16 protein-coding genes and 1 riboswitch are annotated in these 16,803 nt (G+C 66.3%); of the genes, 13 read left to right on the top strand and 3 right to left on the bottom strand.

Annotated elements, in window-relative coordinates; translation table 11 throughout:
- Nucleotide 1: 1 nt before the first annotated feature.
- On the bottom strand, nucleotides 2-583 hold the full coding sequence (locus tag AC0NIH_RS17135) for a NuoB/complex I 20 kDa subunit family protein (protein ID WP_013894808.1): 582 nt from the start codon (nucleotides 581-583) through the stop codon (nucleotides 2-4).
- Nucleotides 574-939: an NADH-quinone oxidoreductase subunit A gene (locus tag AC0NIH_RS17130; RefSeq protein WP_473461890.1), complete on the bottom strand. Its 366-nt coding sequence runs from the start codon at nucleotides 937-939 to the stop codon at nucleotides 574-576. The genes AC0NIH_RS17135 and AC0NIH_RS17130 overlap by 10 nt, the downstream gene beginning before the upstream one ends.
- A 333-nt stretch (nucleotides 940-1,272) precedes the next feature.
- On the opposite strand from AC0NIH_RS17130, the gene AC0NIH_RS17125 reads away from it, so the two are divergent.
- The 8 genes from AC0NIH_RS17125 to AC0NIH_RS17090 all read left to right on the top strand — a co-directional run bounded on the left by AC0NIH_RS17125 (nucleotide 1,273) and on the right by AC0NIH_RS17090 (nucleotide 11,543).
- Nucleotides 1,273-2,472: a winged helix-turn-helix domain-containing protein gene (locus AC0NIH_RS17125; RefSeq protein WP_473461891.1), complete on the top strand. Its 1,200-nt coding sequence runs from the start codon at nucleotides 1,273-1,275 to the stop codon at nucleotides 2,470-2,472.
- A gap of 29 nt (nucleotides 2,473-2,501) precedes the next feature.
- Nucleotides 2,502-2,708, top strand: a riboswitch (cobalamin riboswitch).
- 40 nt (nucleotides 2,709-2,748) lie between these two features.
- The gene (locus AC0NIH_RS17120; RefSeq protein WP_473461892.1) at nucleotides 2,749-3,177 is read left to right on the top strand and encodes a DUF1636 family protein; all 429 of its coding nucleotides are present in this window, start codon (nucleotides 2,749-2,751) and stop codon (nucleotides 3,175-3,177) included.
- Nucleotides 3,178-3,179: 2 nt separating this feature from the next.
- Nucleotides 3,180-4,232: a cobalamin biosynthesis protein CobW gene (gene cobW, locus AC0NIH_RS17115; RefSeq protein ID WP_023763308.1), complete on the top strand. Its 1,053-nt coding sequence runs from the start codon at nucleotides 3,180-3,182 to the stop codon at nucleotides 4,230-4,232.
- A gap of 16 nt (nucleotides 4,233-4,248) precedes the next feature.
- Nucleotides 4,249-7,902, top strand: a complete 3,654-nt coding sequence (locus tag AC0NIH_RS17110; protein ID WP_474024998.1) for a cobaltochelatase subunit CobN — start codon at nucleotides 4,249-4,251, stop codon at nucleotides 7,900-7,902.
- On the top strand, nucleotides 7,899-9,392 hold the full coding sequence (gene cobG, locus AC0NIH_RS17105) for a precorrin-3B synthase (protein ID WP_473461897.1): 1,494 nt from the start codon (nucleotides 7,899-7,901) through the stop codon (nucleotides 9,390-9,392). The genes AC0NIH_RS17110 and cobG overlap by 4 nt, the downstream gene beginning before the upstream one ends.
- 2 nt (nucleotides 9,393-9,394) lie before the next feature.
- Nucleotides 9,395-10,027, top strand: a complete 633-nt coding sequence (locus AC0NIH_RS17100; protein ID WP_473461899.1) for a precorrin-8X methylmutase — start codon at nucleotides 9,395-9,397, stop codon at nucleotides 10,025-10,027.
- The gene (locus AC0NIH_RS17095; protein WP_473461901.1) at nucleotides 10,024-10,782 is read left to right on the top strand and encodes a precorrin-2 C(20)-methyltransferase; all 759 of its coding nucleotides are present in this window, start codon (nucleotides 10,024-10,026) and stop codon (nucleotides 10,780-10,782) included. The genes AC0NIH_RS17100 and AC0NIH_RS17095 overlap by 4 nt, the downstream gene beginning before the upstream one ends.
- Complete coding sequence (locus AC0NIH_RS17090) at nucleotides 10,779-11,543, top strand: precorrin-3B C(17)-methyltransferase (RefSeq protein ID WP_473461904.1); 765 nt, start codon at nucleotides 10,779-10,781, stop codon at nucleotides 11,541-11,543. The genes AC0NIH_RS17095 and AC0NIH_RS17090 overlap by 4 nt, the downstream gene beginning before the upstream one ends.
- On the opposite strand, the gene AC0NIH_RS17085 is transcribed toward AC0NIH_RS17090, so the two are convergent.
- Nucleotides 11,507-12,289, bottom strand: coding sequence for a cobalt-precorrin-6A reductase (locus AC0NIH_RS17085; protein WP_473462189.1), 783 nt, complete (start codon nucleotides 12,287-12,289; stop codon nucleotides 11,507-11,509). The genes AC0NIH_RS17090 and AC0NIH_RS17085 overlap by 37 nt on opposite strands.
- A 1-nt stretch (nucleotide 12,290) precedes the next feature.
- On the opposite strand from AC0NIH_RS17085, the gene cbiE reads away from it, so the two are divergent.
- Genes cbiE through AC0NIH_RS17060 form a run of 5 tightly spaced genes read left to right on the top strand, consistent with a single transcriptional unit; the run spans nucleotide 12,291 to nucleotide 16,801 of the window.
- Nucleotides 12,291-13,532 carry a precorrin-6y C5,15-methyltransferase (decarboxylating) subunit CbiE gene (gene cbiE / locus AC0NIH_RS17080; RefSeq protein ID WP_473461907.1) on the top strand — a complete coding sequence of 414 codons (1,242 nt, stop codon included), beginning with the start codon at nucleotides 12,291-12,293 and terminating at the stop codon, nucleotides 13,530-13,532.
- Nucleotides 13,529-13,915 carry a cobalamin biosynthesis protein gene (locus AC0NIH_RS17075; RefSeq protein ID WP_473461909.1) on the top strand — a complete coding sequence of 129 codons (387 nt, stop codon included), beginning with the start codon at nucleotides 13,529-13,531 and terminating at the stop codon, nucleotides 13,913-13,915. The genes cbiE and AC0NIH_RS17075 overlap by 4 nt, the downstream gene beginning before the upstream one ends.
- Nucleotides 13,912-14,676 (top strand): precorrin-4 C(11)-methyltransferase, encoded by a 765-nt coding sequence (gene cobM, locus AC0NIH_RS17070; RefSeq protein WP_473461912.1) that lies wholly within the window; start codon nucleotides 13,912-13,914, stop codon nucleotides 14,674-14,676. Before AC0NIH_RS17075 ends, cobM begins: the two co-directional genes overlap by 4 nt.
- Nucleotides 14,673-15,491 carry a uroporphyrinogen-III C-methyltransferase gene (gene cobA / locus AC0NIH_RS17065; protein WP_473461914.1) on the top strand — a complete coding sequence of 273 codons (819 nt, stop codon included), beginning with the start codon at nucleotides 14,673-14,675 and terminating at the stop codon, nucleotides 15,489-15,491. The genes cobM and cobA overlap by 4 nt, the downstream gene beginning before the upstream one ends.
- Nucleotides 15,488-16,801: a cobyrinate a,c-diamide synthase gene (locus tag AC0NIH_RS17060; protein WP_473461916.1), complete on the top strand. Its 1,314-nt coding sequence runs from the start codon at nucleotides 15,488-15,490 to the stop codon at nucleotides 16,799-16,801. Before cobA ends, AC0NIH_RS17060 begins: the two co-directional genes overlap by 4 nt.
- Nucleotides 16,802-16,803 lie beyond the last annotated feature (2 nt).

The following is a 16,803-nucleotide window of genomic DNA, read 5'->3' as shown; positions in this document are numbered from 1 at the left end:
TTTACCGTTCGATCGTGCCGGTGCGGCGGATCTTCTTCTGCAGCAGAAGAATGCCGTAGAGCAGGGCTTCGGCGCTCGGCGGGCAGCCGGGCACATAGATGTCCACCGGCACGACGCGGTCGCAGCCGCGCACCACCGAATAGGAATAGTGGTAGTAGCCGCCGCCATTGGCGCACGAGCCCATCGATATGACGTAGCGTGGCTCCGGCATCTGGTCGTAGACCTTGCGCAGCGCCGGCGCCATCTTGTTGGTCAGCGTGCCGGCCACGATCATGATGTCGGACTGGCGCGGAGACGCGCGCGGCGCGACGCCGAACCGCTCCGAGTCATAACGCGGCATCGAGGTATGGATCATCTCGACCGCGCAGCACGCCAGACCGAAGGTCATGAACATCAGCGAGCCGCTGCGCGCCCAGGTGATCAGCGCCTCGGTCGAGGTGACCAGGAAACCCTTGTCGGCAAGCTCGTTGTTGATTTCGAGGAAGAAGGGATCGTCCTGTCCCACCGGCTTGCCGGTGTTGGGATCGATGATACCCTTGGGCTTCGGCGCGACGAGGGTGCCTGAACTGTCGTTCAATCCCATTCCAGCGCTCCTTTTTTCCATTCATAGGCAAAGCCGATGGTCAGCACTGCCAAAAACACCATCATCGACCAGAAGCCGAGCATGCCAATCTTCGAGAAGGACACCGCCCAGGGAAACAGGAAGGCGACTTCCAGGTCGAAGATGATGAACAGGATCGACACCAGGTAGAAGCGGATGTCGAATTTCATGCGGGCATCGTCGAACGAGTTGAAACCGCACTCGTAGGCGGAAAGCTTTTCGGGATCGGGGTTGCGGTACGCCACCAGGAACGGTGCGGCCAGCAGTGCCAGGCCGACAACCAGCGCCACGCCGATGAACATGACGATGGGCAGGTACGAACTGAGAAGTGCGTTCATGCAGCGGCTTTCCGTTGGCGCCAATCCACTTTGATTACAGCACCGGACCTTAATGCGGAAGCGTGACAGTTTAACCGCTGAACCGTTTTAAGGGGCCTATGCTGCAACGCGGCGAGGGTTAGCGCAGCACTTCCAGCGAAGCAAGTCAAACCTTGTTCAAAACGCGGTGCTGGACGGCATATACGGAGAAACTGGTCCGATACGCTCCCGTTTGATTTCCTTCGCTCTTTACTCCACTTTTCTCTCCTGACATGGATGCCGCCAAAACCCTGCTAGCATGGGCAGGAATCACCCATCAAACGACGGTCAACGAGTTACAAGAGTCGCATCCGAATGAAGGAAAAGATCTCGCTTGCCACCGCCCGGCGCGTCGCGCTCGCCGCTCAGGGTTTTCTCGACCCCCGCCCTAATGGCACGCCCGACCGCCGTCATTTCGCCCGCGTTCTGTCCCGCACCGGCCTGCTGCAGATCGATTCCGTAAGCGCGGTGGTGCGCGCGCATTATATGCCGCTCTATTCGCGCCTTGGCCCCTACCCGCTCGCTCTGCTCGACAACGCCGCCGTCACCCGCAAGCGCACGGTGTTCGAATACTGGGCGCACGAGGCCTCCTTCCTGCCGGTGGAGACCTGGCCGCTGATGCGCTGGCGCATGCAGCGCGCCGAGCAAGGCAAAGAGATGTATCTGGGGCTGGCCAAATGGGGCCGCGAGCACGCCGCCTATATAGAAGAGATCTACCGCGAGGTCGTCGCGCGCGGCCCGATCGCTGCTTCCGCGCTCGAAGGCCAGAAAGGCTCGGGCGGCTGGTGGGGCTGGAGCCACGCCAAGCATGCCTTCGAATGGCTGTTCTGGGCCGGGCGCATCACGACGGCGCACCGCCGCGGGTTCGAGCGCTTCTATGACCTGCCCGAGCGCGTGCTGCCGCCGGCGATCCTAGACCTGCCCGTACCGGCCGCCGAGGACGCGCACCGCGAATTGCTGCGCATCTCCGCCCGCGCCCATGGCGTGGCGACATCAGGCGATTTGCGCGACTATTTCCGCCTTTCCCCCGCCGACATGAAGGGCCGCCTGGAGGAATTGGTCGAACTCGGTGAGCTGCTGCCGGTGCGCGTCGAAGGCTGGGATAAGCCCGCTTACCTGCACAAGGATGCGCGTCTGCCCAGGAAAATCGACGCCCGTGCCTTGCTGGCCCCGTTCGATCCCGTGGTCTTCGAACGCTCGCGCTCGGAGCGGCTGTTCGATTTCCACTACCGTATCGAGATCTACACGCCGGCCGAAAAGCGCCAATACGGCTATTACGTCCTGCCGTTCCTGCTCGGCGACAGGATTGTAGCGCGCGTCGATCTCAAGGCCGATCGGCCGGCGAGTGTGCTACGCGTCCACGCAGCCTATGCCGAAGCTGGCGCACCGCCTGAAACCGCCGCCCAGCTTTTCGAGGAATTGAAGCAAATGCAGGGCTGGCTCGGGCTTGAGCGCATGGAAGTGACGCCCGCTGGCGACCTCGGACCGTCACTTGCCGACATCGCCATGTCGTAGGCCCGCGTTGACAGTCCTGCCCGCAACAGCCTAAATCCGCTCCAGACGGTCTCTTCTCTTCAATGAGAGGGGCTAAGAGGGAATGCGGTGCGGGATGAAAAAATCTCAAATCCGCGGCTGTCCCCGCAACTGTAAGCGACGAGCCAAGGCCGAAAGCCACTGGGAATTCCCGGGAAGGCGGCTAACCAAGGCGATGACCCGCGAGCCAGGAGACCTGCCGTCTGCGACAACATAATCCGATCGCCCGGCGGGTTTCCGGGCAAGGAGCCCGGTTTTTTGGACCAGAACAGCAGTTTTTCGGCTGGCACAGCGGACAATTCGTCCGCCGACAGCGATGCCTTGTCCGGCGTCACCGTGATCATCTGTGCCTCGTGCCGTGACGAAACCGGCTCCGACGCCCATCCCCGCGCCGGCGAACTGCTGGCTGAGGATACGCGCAACGCCGCCTCGGGCGAAGATATCTGCGTCCGCACCGTCGAATGCCTCGGCAATTGCAAGCGCCGGCTGAGCGCCGCGATCCTGCGCGATGGCTGCTGGAGCTATGTCATCGGCGACCTGACCACGGCCAGCGGCGCCGACCTTGTCGCCGGCGCAAAGCTCTTCGCCACTTCGACCGACGGCCTCATCCCGTGGCGTGGCCGGCCCGATAGCCTCAAGGGTGGCCTCGTTGCCCGCATCCCTCCTCTCGACATGCTGAAGGACTGACCATGACTGCTCCAGATTCGTCCGCCAACCTTTCTCGCGTTCCCTGCACCGTCGTCACCGGCTTTCTCGGCGCGGGCAAGACGACACTGGTCCGCCATCTCCTGGAAAACGCCGGCGGCAAACGCATTGCCATCATCGTCAACGAGTTCGGCGACATCGGCATCGACGGCGAGATTTTGAAGGGCTGCGGCATCGACACCTGTCCGGAGGAAAACATCGTCGAATTGGCCAATGGCTGCATCTGCTGCACCGTCGCCGACGATTTCGTGCCGGCGCTCGACCAGATCCTGGCGCTGACGCCGAAGGTCGACCACATCCTGATCGAGACCTCGGGCCTGGCTCTGCCCAAGCCGCTGGTCCAGGCCTTCCAGTGGCCGACGGTGAAAAGCCGCGTCACGGTCGACGGCGTCATCGCCGTGGTCGATGGCCCGGCGCTGGCCGAAGGCCGCGTCGCCAACGACATGGACGCGCTGCAGGCGCAGCGCGCTCAGGATGAGAGCCTCGACCATGACGACCCGGTCGAGGAAGTGTTCGAGGACCAGATCGCCTGCGCCGACCTGATCATCCTGTCGAAGAGCGACCTGATGGACGCCGCAGGCTCAGCCCGCGCCAACGCCATCATCAACGAACACTCCGCCCGCGCCGTGAAGATCGTGCCGACCTCGCATGGCAAGGTCGATCCCTCCGTGCTGCTCGGCCTCGGTCTCGCAGTCGAGGACGACATCGAGAACCGCAAGTCCCATCATGACGGTGCGTTCGACCACGAGCATGACGACTTCGACACCTTCATCGTCGACATTCCCTCGATCGCCAATCCCGACGAGCTGGCAAAGCGCGTCGCCAACGCCGCCGAACAGGAAAACGTCCTGCGCGTCAAAGGCTTCGTCGAGGTCGGCGGCAAGCCGATGCGGCTCTTGCTCCAAGCCGTCGGGCCGCGCGTCAATCATTACTATGACCGCGCCTGGACGGCTGAGGACGATCGTCGTTCGCGCCTCGTCGTCATCGGTCTCAAGGGGCTGAACCGCCCGGCGATCGAACGCATACTCGCCGGCTGATCTCGGACAGGCCGCGATGCACATCCTCACCACGACTTCCGCCTCGCTCGACGATCTCGCCGAGCCGGTCGACCTGCGGCAGACGCCGGCGGATATCGTGGCGCTGTCCTTCACCGACAGCGATCTGGCCGGATTGGCGGAGGCGTGGAAGGCCGATGCTGGCCGCTTGCCCTCGATGCGGCTCGCCGCACTGCGCGACCTGCGTCATCCCATGTCCGTCGACCTCTGGGTCGACAGCGTCGCCCGCCATGCCAAGATCATCCTCGTGCGCATCCTCGGCGGCCACGACTGGTGGCGCTACGGCTGCGACCAGCTCGCCGCGACCGCCCGCGCGCACGGCATTAAACTGGCGCTGCTGCCGGGTGAGAGCCACGACGAGGATCTCCGCCTCATCAAAGCCTCGACGCTGCCGCGCGAGGAGTTGGATAGCCTGCTCGGCTATTTCCGCGAGGGCGGCCCGGCCAATATGAGTGCGCTGATGCGGAGGCTGGCGGGGCTGGCTGGGCAGGATGCGGAAATTGCCGAGCCGGTCGAAGTTCCAAAAGTCGGCTACTACGAGCCCACACGCGGCATCGTCCCCCTCCCCCGAGGGGAGGGTCCGGCCGCAGGCCGGGGTGGGGTCCTCTCCGGAGCGCGCCGACTCAAGGAAACGTCGCCCCCGGTCGTACCGACCCCACCCGGCCCTGCGGGCCACCCTCCCCTCGAGGGGGAGGGAAACGCCACGCCAGTCATCCCCATCCTCTTCTACCGCTCGATGCTGCTAGCCGCCGATGTCGCGCCGATCGATGCCCTTTTCGAAGCACTCACCCAACGCGGCATAACCCCCGTCCCGATCTTCGTCTCCAGCCTCAAGGACCCGGCATCCCTGGCCTTCGTGGAAACCGCGCTCGCCACGCTGAAACCTGCCGCCATCATCGCCGCGACCGCCTTTGCCTCCGGTGCCGAACCCGGCGTCGAAACCCTGTTCGACCGCGCCGGCGTGCCCGTCTTCCAGGTCATCGTCGCCACCACCCGCCGCGACGTGTGGGAAAACAACCAGCGCGGCTTGGCGCCCGCCGACCTCGCCATGCACGTCGTGCTGCCCGAACTCGACGGCCGCATCCTGGCCGGCGCCATTTCCTTCAAGGGCGAGAGCGAGACCGATCCGGCACTTGGTCATCGCGCTTTCGCCAATCGGCCGGAACCGGATCGTGTCGCCCAAGTCGCGGACCGCGTTGCGGCTTTCATCAAGCTGCAGCAAACGCCCAGCACGACCCGCAAACTGGCGATCCTCATCCCGGACTATCCAAGCGCCCCCGGCCGCACCGGCTACGCCGTCGGCCTCGACGTGCCCTCCAGCGTGCTGGCCATGCTGCACGACCTGAAGGAGCAGGGTTATGGGGTTGAGGGGATTCCTGAGACGCCGCGTGAGTTGCTGGGTTTGCTGGAGCGGGGCGAGGATGGGCTGGGGCTGGAGGAATATCTGGACTTCTCGAAGAGCCTGCCAACCGCGGCAATTGCCGCGGTAGAGGCTGCATGGGGAAAAGCCGAAGGGAGAGGCTTGCGTGAGGCGCCCCCCTCTGTCCTGCCGGACATCTCCCCCTCTAGGGGGGAGATTGCGCTCCCATCTCCGCCTTCGCCAATCTCCGATCTTGTAAAGGGAGAGCCGGCGACTAAACTGCCAATCTCCCCCCTTGAGGGGGAGATGTCCGGCAGGACAGAGGGGGGCGCCTCGCTCCAATCTTCACAAAAGGCCGCCGCCCACTTCCCCTTCCGCGCCGCCACCTTCGGCAACATCACCGTAGCCCTCGCCCCCGATCGCGGCCGCTCCGCCGACCGCCGCGCCGACTATCACGACCCGACGCTCCCGCCCCGCCATGCGCTCCTCGCCTTTGGCCTCTGGCTGCGCAAGTCGCTCGGCGTCCATGCCCTTATCCATGTCGGCGCCCATGGCACGCTGGAATGGCTGCCGGGCAAAACCGTCGCGCTTTCGCAAAACTGCTTTCCCGAGATCGTCACCGGTCCGCTGCCTGTCATCTATCCCTTCATCGTCTCCAATCCCGGCGAGGCAGCGCAGGCCAAGCGGCGCATCGCCGCCGTCACGCTTGGCCATCTGCCGCCGCCGCTGACCGGTGCCGGGCTCGACGAAAACCAGCACAAGCTTGAACGGCTGGTCGACGAATACGCCCAGGCCGATGGCCTCGACCGCCGCCGCCGCGATCGTCTGGTCAAGCTGATCGTCGAGACCGCGCAGAAAACCGGCCTCGCCTCGGAAGCCGGCGTCGCCAGGACCGACGCACCCGACGAAGCGCTGCGCCGCATCGACGCCTGGCTTTGCGATCTCAAGGATTTTGCCATCAAGGACGGGTTGCATGTCTATGGCCGTGCGCCCGAGGAGGAGCCCGACGCCATGCGCCGCCAAAGTGCCGAGGCCGAGAAGGCGGCGCTGCTCGCCGCGCTCGATGGCCGCCACGTCAAGGCCGGTCCGGCCGGCGCGCCGGCGCGGGGCCGTTCCGACGTGCTGCCCACCGGCCGTAACCTGTTCACGTCGGATCCGCGCACCATGCCGACGCCGACCGCCTATGATCTGGGCAAGGCTGCGGCGGAAGAAGTGGTGCGCGGCTACATGCAGTCGCATGGCGACTGGCCGCGCTCGCTGGTCATCGACCTCTGGGGCTCGGCCTCGCTGCGCACCGGCGGCGAAGAGATTGCTCAAGGTCTGGCATTGATGGGCTGCCGCCCGCAATGGGATGCTGCCACCGGCCGCATCACCGGCATCGAGGTGTTGCCGCCGGCCACGCTCGGCAGGCCACGCGTCGATGTCACCTGGCGCATATCGGGCCTGTTCCGCGACATGTTCCCGACCCAGATCGCGCTAATCGATGCCGCCGCCAATGCCGTCGCCGGCCGCGACGAGGAGGATGCGGAAAACCCGCTCGCAGCCAAAACCCGCGCCGACGGCAAGATCAGCCCGCGCATCTTCGGCACCTCGCCCGGCACTTACGGCGCCGGCGTCGAGGATCTGCTGTCGAGCGGCGACTGGAGCGCGCGCGAGGAGATCGGCCGCGCCTATCTCGACGCCACCTCGCATGCCTATGGCGGTGCCGGCGGCGAAGGCGTCTCCGCGCCCGGCGCTTTCGAGGGCCGCATCGCCGAGGCCGACCTTCTCGTCCACACCGGCGACGACCCCGGCCGCGACATCCTCGAAGGCTCCGCCGACGTCGCCTTCATCGGTGGATTTTCGGCAGCCCTCGCAGCGCTCGGCAGGAATGCCGACGTCATCGTGCTCGACACCACGGATCCGCAAAAGCCGAAGCCACGCTCGGTTGGTGAGGCCGTGTCGCGGGTGGTGCGCGCTCGCGCCGTCAATGCGCGTTTCATCGCCGGCCAGATGCGCCACGGCCCGCGCGGCGCCTCCGAATTCGCCGAGACGGTCGATCGGCTGGTCGGTTTTGCCGAGACCACCCATGCCATATCGGGCGCGCTGATCGAGGCCGTGCACGACGCCTATGTCGGCGACGCCGAAGTTCGCGCCTTCATCCTGCGCGAAAACCCGGCGGCCGCGAAAATCATTGCCGAGCGTTTTCTCTCGGCGCGCCGGCGAGGCCTCTGGCATCCGCTGCGCAACTCCGTCGACGACGACCTCGCCGCACTCATTGCCGAGGCGGAAGCGCTCGGGGTGGCGGCATGAACGCTTTCTCGCGCCGTGGTGCCTGTCCGGCTCTGTCGGCGCCGATGCTGACCGGCGACGGGCTATTGGTGCGGCTCAACCCGGTTGCTGGAGGCCTGTCGCCGAAGCTTTTGATCGGCCTGGCCGAATCCGCCCTGCGACACGGCAACGGCATCATGGAGGTGACCGCGCGCGGCAGCCTGCAAATACGCGGGCTAACGGCGGACAGCGCCGCGCTGCTGGCAGCGGAGGTCGATGCGCTGGGCATTGCGGTGCGCACAGGCGTGCCGGTCGAGACGGGACCGCTGGCGGGCATCGATCCGCAGGAGATCGCCGATCCGCGGCCTATGGCTGAGCGGATCAGGGTGGCGGTCGATGAGGCTGGGTTGACGCAACGGCTAGGGCCGAAGGTTTCGGTCATCGTGGACGGCGGCGGGCAGCTGTCGATGGATGCAGTGACAGCTGATGTGCGGCTGAAGGCGGTGCGAGCCGATCCGGGAATCCAGTGGCAGATGTCTGTCGCGGGCGATGGACAGAATGCGAGGCTGCTCGCCACGGTGAGAGACGACTCAGCGCGCGACATTGCCGTTGCCGCGCTAAGAATGGTGGCCGAGAAAGGCCGTGAGGCTCACGCAAGGGATTTGTCGGAGAGGCAGTTGGTGTCTCTGGCAGGCTGGCTATGCTTGACAAGTTTGCGCGAGGCGCCCCCCTCTGTCCTGCCGGACATCTCCCCCACAAAGGGGGAGATTGGCAGTTCGGGCGCCGGCTTTTCCTTAACAAGACCGGAGATTGGCGAAACCATCGGTGACAGCGTAATCTCCCCCCTAGAGGGGGAGATGTCCGGCAGGACAGAGGGGGGCGCCTCGCGCAAACCTATCGGCCTTTTCCCTTTGGCCGGCGACATTTTCACCCTCGGCATAGCCCTCCCCTACGGCAGCATGCCGGCGGACAAAATCATCGCCCTCGCCCAAAGCGCCCTCTCCCTCGGCACCACCGAAATCCACCTCGCCCCAGGCCGCGCTTTGCTCTTCCTCGGCCAGCCACCGGCCGCCAACCAGCCCCTTCAAGACACAGCCGCCGCCCTCGGCTTCGTCACCTCCCCCACCGATCCGCGCACGCGCATCGCGGCTTGCCCCGGCACCCCGGCCTGCGGTTCCGGCCGCATCGCCACGCGCGACATAGCCGGGACGATCGCCGCCGAAAACGCCGACATCCTCGACTTCACGCTGCACATTTCCGGCTGCGCCAAGGGCTGCGCGCATCCCGGCCCGGCGGCGCTGACGATCGTCGGCGGCGAAAATGGAGCCGGACTTGTCGTGAACGCGACGGCAAAGGCCCTTCCTGCCGGGTACAGGCCGGGCTATGACGCCGCGCGTGGTTTCAGTCGCGTCGCCGCAGTGATCCGCAGCGCACGATTTCAGGGCGAGACCGCCGCCGCTTGCCTGACAAGGCTCGGGCCGGCCGGCATCGCCGAGGCTTACCGACAGGCCCAAACTAAAAAACGGAAATGAGCATGGCCGCCCACGACTACATTCACGACGGCACGGCGATCTACGAGCGCTCCTTCGCCATCATTCGCGCCGAGGCCGACCTTTCCCGCTTCTCGGAAGCCGAGGCCGATGTCGCCATCCGCATGATCCATGCCTGCGGCCAGGTCGAAGCATCCAGCCATTTCGTTTTCTCCCCCGATTTCGTTGCCGCCGCCCGCACCGCTCTGGCGGCCGGCGCGCCGATCTTCTGCGACGCGGAGATGGTCTCGCATGGTGTAACCCGCGCCCGGCTGCCGGCCGGCAACGAGGTGATCTGCACCTTGCGCGACCCGCGTACGCACGACATCGCCAGGGAAATCGGCAACACCCGCTCTGCCGCGGCGATAGACCTGTGGGGCGAACGCATGGCGGGCTCCGTCGTCGCCATCGGCAACGCGCCGACTGCGCTGTTCTATCTCCTGGAGAAACTGCGCGACGGCGCGCCCAAGCCGGCCGCCATCATCGGCATGCCGGTCGGCTTCGTCGGTGCTGCCGAATCCAAGGATGCGCTGGCCGAAAATTCCTATGGCGTGCCCTACGCCATCGTGCGCGGCCGGCTCGGCGGCAGCGCCATGACCGCCGCCGCGCTCAATTCATTGGCGAGGCCCGGCCTGTGAACGCCATTGCAAAAGGCCGTCTCGTCGGCGTCGGCACCGGTCCCGGCGACCCCGAGCTGTTGACGCTGAAGGCCGCGCGGGCCCTGGCCGAGGCCGACGTGGTGGCCTATTTCGCCAAGCGCGGCAACAACAGCAATGCGCGCGCTATCGTTGAAACGCGGTTCCGTCCGGACATGACGGAACTGCCCCTGCTCTATCCCGTGACCACGGAAATCGACAAGGATCACGACGACTACCGGTCGCAGATCACGGCTTTCTACGAAGAGTCCGCCGAGACGGTGGCCGGCCACCTCGAAGCGGGCAAGATGGTCGCCGTGCTGTCCGAAGGCGACCCGCTGTTCTACGGCTCCTACATGCACCTGCATGTGCGCCTCGCCCATCGCTTCCCGACCGAAGTCATTCCCGGCATCACCGCCATGTCCGGCTGCTGGTCGCAGACCGGTGTTCCGATCGTCCAGGGCGATGACGTGCTGACCGTGCTGCCGGGCACGATGAGCGAGTTCGAGCTGAGCCGCCGGCTCGCCGACACCGATGCCGCCGTGATCATGAAGGTCGGCCGCAACCTTCCCAAGATCAGGCGCGCGCTGGAGGCGACCGGCAAGCTGGCGCGCGCCGTCTATGTGGAGCGTGGCACCATGGCCGGCAGCGTTTCGATGAGGCTTGCCGACAAACAGGATGACAAGGCGCCCTATTTCGCCATCGTGCTGGTGGCCGGCTGGTCCGGCCGGCCCGGTGCGCTGGGAGCGCAGACATGAGCGGCCGCCTCACCGTCATCGGCCTCGGCCCCGGCAATGCCGACCAGGTTACGCCGGAAGCCAGCCGTGCTGTGGCGCAAGCGAAATACTTCTATGGCTACAAGCCCTATCTCGACCGGCTGGAGCTTCGCGCCGACCAGACCTGCGTCGCCTCCGACAATCGCGAGGAACTCGCCCGCTCCAAGGATGCCCTGATCAAGGCCGCGGAAGGCTATGACGTCGCCGTGGTCTCCGGCGGCGACCCCGGCGTGTTCGCCATGGCGGCCGCCGTCTGCGAGGCGATCGAGGCCGGCCCGGCCGAATGGCGCGCCGTCGATGTCGCGGTCGTTCCCGGCATCACCGCCATGCTGGCGGTCGCCGCCCGCATCGGCGCACCACTTGGCCATGATTTCTGCGCCATCTCGCTGTCCGACAATCTGAAGCCATGGGAATTGATCGAGCTGCGCCTGCTGGCAGCCGCCGGCGCGGGCTTCGTCATCGCGCTCTACAACCCGATCAGCAAGGCGCGCCCCTGGCAGCTTGGCCGCGCCTTCGAGTGCCTGACCGCCATCCTGCCCGGCACCACGCCAGTCATTTTCGGCCGCGCCGCCGGCCGCCCGGACGAGCGCATCGAGGTCTATCTGCTGGCAGATGTCGAGGCTGAGAAGGCCGACATGGCGACCTGCATCATCATCGGCTCTCCGGAAACCCGGATCATCAAGCGCGGTGACAAGCCGGCGCTGGTCTATACGCCGCGTTCGGCAGCGGGCCCGACAAAATGATCGATCCCAAATTGATCAACAAGCGCGGCCAGAACTTCGACGGTTTCCGCCGAGGGAACATCCGGCAGATCAGGCCTTTGGACCATGACAACCTCGATGCCCAGCGCCCGCGCCGCGGCGATCTTGCCGTAGGTGGCCGCGCCGCCGCTGTTCTTGGACACGACAAATTCGATACGATGCGTTTCGAGCAGGGCGCGTTCGTCGTCCTCCCGGAACGGCCCGCGCGCCAGCAGATAGGTCGCATCGGGCACAGCCAGCTTCGGTTCGACCGGATCGACGCTCCGAATGAGATAATGGTGCTGGGGCGCGGCATCGAAGGCACCGACCTCTTGCCGGCCCAGCGCCAGGAACACGCGGCGCGGCGCCGCTCCCAGCGCTTGCACGGCATCATCGACCGTATCGACATCAGTCCAGCGGTCGCCTTCTACCGGTTCCCAGCCTGGGCGGCGCAAGGCGAGGATCGGCACGCCGGCCACACGCGCGGCTTGCGCGGCATTGGCGGAGATTCGCGCCGCGTAGGGATGCGTGGCGTCGATCAGCAGATCCGTGCCCGTCTCCCCGAGATAAGCGGCCAGCCCGTCGGCGCCGCCAAATCCTCCGCTTCGCACCGGCACGCCTTGCGCGACCGGACTTTCGGTCCGGCCGGCCAGCGACAGTGTCACCAAGCAGTCGTCGCGCGCAGCAAGTGTTCCGGCCAGTTGCCGGGCCTCCGTCGTGCCGCCAAGGATCAGAATGCGGTGGGTCATCATGCCTGCTGAGGGTCCGCGCGGCGCCAAGCTCAACGCGAGGTGGCTCACCATCGTCGGCATCGGCGAGGACGGTTTAGCGGGTCTCGGCGACGAGGCCAAGCAGCGGATTGCCGGGGCGGAAATCATCTTCGGCGGCAAGCGGCATCTGGCCCTGGTCGCTTCCTTCGCCAAGGGCGATGCGCGGCCCTGGCCGGTTCCTTTCGATCCGGAGATGCGCGATGTGCTGGCGCTTGCCGGCAGAAACGTCTGCGTGCTCGCCTCCGGCGATCCCTTTTTCCATGGAGTCGGCGCCACCCTCGCCCGCAAGGTCAAAGCGCGTGAGATGCATGTCATCCCCGCTCCGTCAGCCGTTTCGCTTGCAGCCGCCCGCCTTGGCTGGGCGCTGCAGGAGATCGAGACCGTCTCGCTGCATGGCCACTCGATCGACCTGATCCGCCCCCTGCTGCAACCCAACGCGCGCATTCTGGCGCTGACATCCGATGGCGACGCACCGGCCGCCATTGCCCGCCTGCTCACTGAACTCGATTTTGGCGCCTCGCGGCTGACGGTTCTGGAGGCGCTGGGCGGTCCGATGGAGACCACGCGCTCCACGCGAGCCGATGCCTTCGACATCGAAAACATCAATCCACTCAACGTTTTGGCGATCGAAATTGATTCTAGCCCGCAAGCCCGTGTGCTGCCGCTCACGGTTGGCCTTGCCGATCATCTATTCGACCATGACGGGCAGATCACCAAGCGCGAAATCCGCGCCATCACCCTGTCCGCGCTGGCGCCAAGGCGCGGCGAACTGCTGTGGGACATCGGCGCCGGCTCCGGTTCCATCGGCATCGAATGGATGCTCGCCCACCCCCTGATGCGCACGATTGCCATCGAAGCCGACCCGATCCGTGCCGCTCGCGTCGCTCATAACGCCGCTGCTTGCGGCGTTCCCGGCCTCGTCGTGGTGGAAGGCAGCGCGCCCAGGGCGCTTGCCAAACTGGACACGCCCGACGCCATCTTCATCGGTGGCGGCGGCAGCGACGCCGGCGTGTTGAAGGCGGCCATAGAGGCACTGCGCCCCGGCGGCCGGCTCGTCGCCAATGCGGTGACATTGGAAATGGAGGCCCTGCTTCTCGCCCAGCACATAAAACTGGGCGGCGATCTCACGCGCATCGCCATTTCGCGCGCTTCGCCGGTCGGCTCGATGCAGGCCTGGCGGCCGGCCATGCCGGTCACCCAATGGAGCTGGGTAAAACCATGATGGTCGCGGGCATCGGCAGCCGAAAAGGCGTGAACGTTGAAGACGTGCTTGCGGCGATCGAAACCGCTCTCGAAGCGCATGGGCTGGCGATGACGGCGCTTTCCGCACTGGCGACCGCCACGCTCAAACAGGATGAGGATGCGATCGCCGCCGCCGGCCGCGCGCTGAACCTACCGGTCATCATCGTCGATGACACAGCGCTTCAGGCCGTATCGACGGACACGCTCAGCCATTCCGATCTCTCGCAAGAGCTGGCCGGCACGCCGTCGGTTTCCGAAGCATCGGCCCTCGCGGTGGCCGGCAAGGGCGCCAGGCTGCTCGGCCCCCGAACGGTGCTCGGCCCGGTCACCTGCGCCATCGCCATCAGCGGAGACGCGCCATGACCGTTCATTTCATCGGCGCCGGTCCTGGCGCCGCCGACCTGATCACGCTGCGCGGCGCCAAACTGTTGGCAAGCTGCCCGGTCTGCCTCCATGCCGGCTCGATCGTCGCGCCCGAATTGCTGCAGCACTGTGCGCCGGGAACGAAATTGATCGACACCGCGCCGATGTCGCTCGACGAGATCGAAGCCGCTTATCTCGATGCCCACAGGGCCGGCCACGACGTCGCCCGCCTGCATTCCGGCGACCTGTCGGTGTGGAGTGCGGTTGCCGAGCAGATCCGCCGGCTGGAAAGGCACGGCATACCCTACACGCTGACGCCGGGCGTGCCCTCCTTCGCTGCCGCTGCCGCCACCCTTCGCCGCGAATTGACCATTCCCGAAGTTGCCCAAAGCCTGGTGCTGACCCGAATCTCCGGTCGCGCTTCAAAAATGCCGCCGGGCGAAACGCTGGCCGGCTTCGGCCGCACCGGTGCCACGCTGGCCATTCATCTGGCCATCCACGCCATCGACCGCGTGGCCGCCGAGCTGACGCCGCACTATGGCGGTGATTGCCCGGTAGCGATCGTCTTCCGCGCCTCATGGCCGGATGAGCGCGTGCTGACGGGAACGCTGGAGACGATCGAGGCACAGCTTGCGGCCGATCCGATGGAGCGCACGGCGATCATCTTCGTCGGCCGCTCGCTTGCAGCGGAAGGATTTGGCGAGAGTTCTCTTTACGACGCCCATTACCAGCGGCGTTTTCGCGGACGGGACGGATTGTGAGCGGCACCAGCAAAAACAAGGGCGGCAACACCACGCTCGAACAGGCCTTGTCGCGGCTGAACTTCAAGCCGCGCCCGCTCGATCCGGGCCATGTCTGGCTGGCCGGCGCCGGCCCCGGAGATCCCGGCTGCCTGACCTTGGAAGTGCTGGCCGCACTGGCCGAAGCGGATGCGCTGGTCTACGACGCTCTGGTCTCGCCTGATGTCGTCGCGGTTGCCGAAAACGCCGAGCTTTTCTTTGCCGGCAAGCGCGGTGGAAAACCGTCGATGAAGCAGGACGACATCACCGCACTGCTGGTGCGGCTGGCCCGCGAAGGCCGTCGCGTCATGAGGCTGAAGGGCGGCGATCCCTATATTTTCGGCCGTGGCGGTGAAGAGGCGTTGGCGCTGGTGCGCGAAGGCATTCCTTTCCGCGTCCTGCCCGGCCTGACATCGGGTCTCAGCGCGCTGGCCGCAACCGGCATCCCGGCCACCATGCGCGGCATCAACAAGGCGGTGATCCTGGCGACCGGCCATGCCGCCGGCACCGACGACGACATCGACTGGGCGGCGATCGCCCGCACCGGCCAGCCTGTCGTCGTCTATATGGGAATGGCCAATCTGCCTCTGATCGCAGCGGCACTGCTCGATGGCGGGCTGGCGCCGTCGACACCGGCGGCGGTGATCGTCGCCGCCACCACGCCGCAGGAGCGGACCGTCGTCGCTACTCTCGCCACCATCGCCGAGCAAGCGGCCGCAGCCGGGCTCGCCTCGCCGGCTCTGATCGTCGTCGGCGGCATTGTCGCCATGCGCGCGGCACTGGCGGGCGGGGCATGACGGCACGGGCCATCATCATCGGTGCGCCGCGCTCCGGCTCCGGCAAGACCAGCGTCACCATCGGCATCCTGCGCGCGCTCACCCGGCGTGGGCTCAAAGTGCGCGGCGCCAAATCCGGTCCTGACTATATCGATCCCGGTTTTCACACTGCCGCCACTGGACTATCCGGCGTCAATCTCGACAGCTGGGCTATGCCGCCATCGCTGCTCAACGCGCTCGCCGCGCAACAGGCAGACGATACGGACTTCGTCATCCTCGAAAGCGCCATGGGCCTGTTCGACGGCATTCCGGCCGCGCCGGGCCGCACCGGCTCGGCGGCGGATCTTGCCCGGCTCTACGGCCTGCCGGTGCTGCTGGTGCTCGACGTGTCCGGCCAATCGACCACGGCGGCGGCCGTCGCCAAGGGGTTCGCCACCTACGATCCAGACGTGCGCATGGCTGGCGTCGTGCTCAACCGGCTGGGCAGCGAGCGCCACCGGCGGCTGTCCGGCGACGCCATCGAGGCGATCGGACTGCCCGTCGTCGGCGCCATCCTGCGCGATCCCACGCTCAATTTACCAGAACGCCATCTCGGCCTCGTCCAGGCCGGCGAATATGATGATCTGATGGCGCATCTCGACCGGCTGGCCGACATGGCGGAGAAATCGCTCGACCTCGACGCCGTGATGAGGCTGGCAAGACCCCTCGCCCCGGCAGAAGGCGGCTTTGAAGACGCGCTGCAGCCGCCCGGCCAACGCATCGCGCTGGCGGAAGATGCCGCCTTTACCTTCCTTTACCCGCATGTGGTGGCCTACTGGCGCAAGGCCGGCGCCGAGGTCGTTCCGTTCTCGCCGCTCGCCGATGAAGCACCTGACGACAGCTGCGATGTCTGTTGGCTGCCCGGCGGCTATCCCGAACTCCATGCCGGCCGCCTGGCAGCAGTGGATACTTTCAAAGCAGGAATGGCACGTTTCGCGGCGACGAAGCCAATCCATGGCGAGTGCGGAGGCTTCATGGCGCTCGGCGAGGCGCTTGAGGATGCATCGGGCGAAACGCATCGCATGCTCGGACTGCTCGGTCATTCGACCAGCTTCGCCAAACGCAAGATGAACCTCGGCTATCGCGAGGCGCGGCTGCGTGCGGATTGTCCGTTGGGCTCACCGGGTGCGCTGATCCGGGGCCACGAATTCCACTATGCGCAGATGACGGCCACCGGCAATGACGAGCCGCTGGCCGACCTCGCCGACGGCCAGGGCAATCCGATCGGCGCTTCGGGCTATCGGCGCGGCCATGTCAGCGGCACCTTCTTCCACGCCATTGCGAGGGGCTAGGC

The organism is Mesorhizobium sp. WSM1386 (assembly GCF_055901595.1).
Note: the sequence above shows the minus strand (reverse complement) of the source record. Positions and strands in the feature narration are given on the sequence as shown.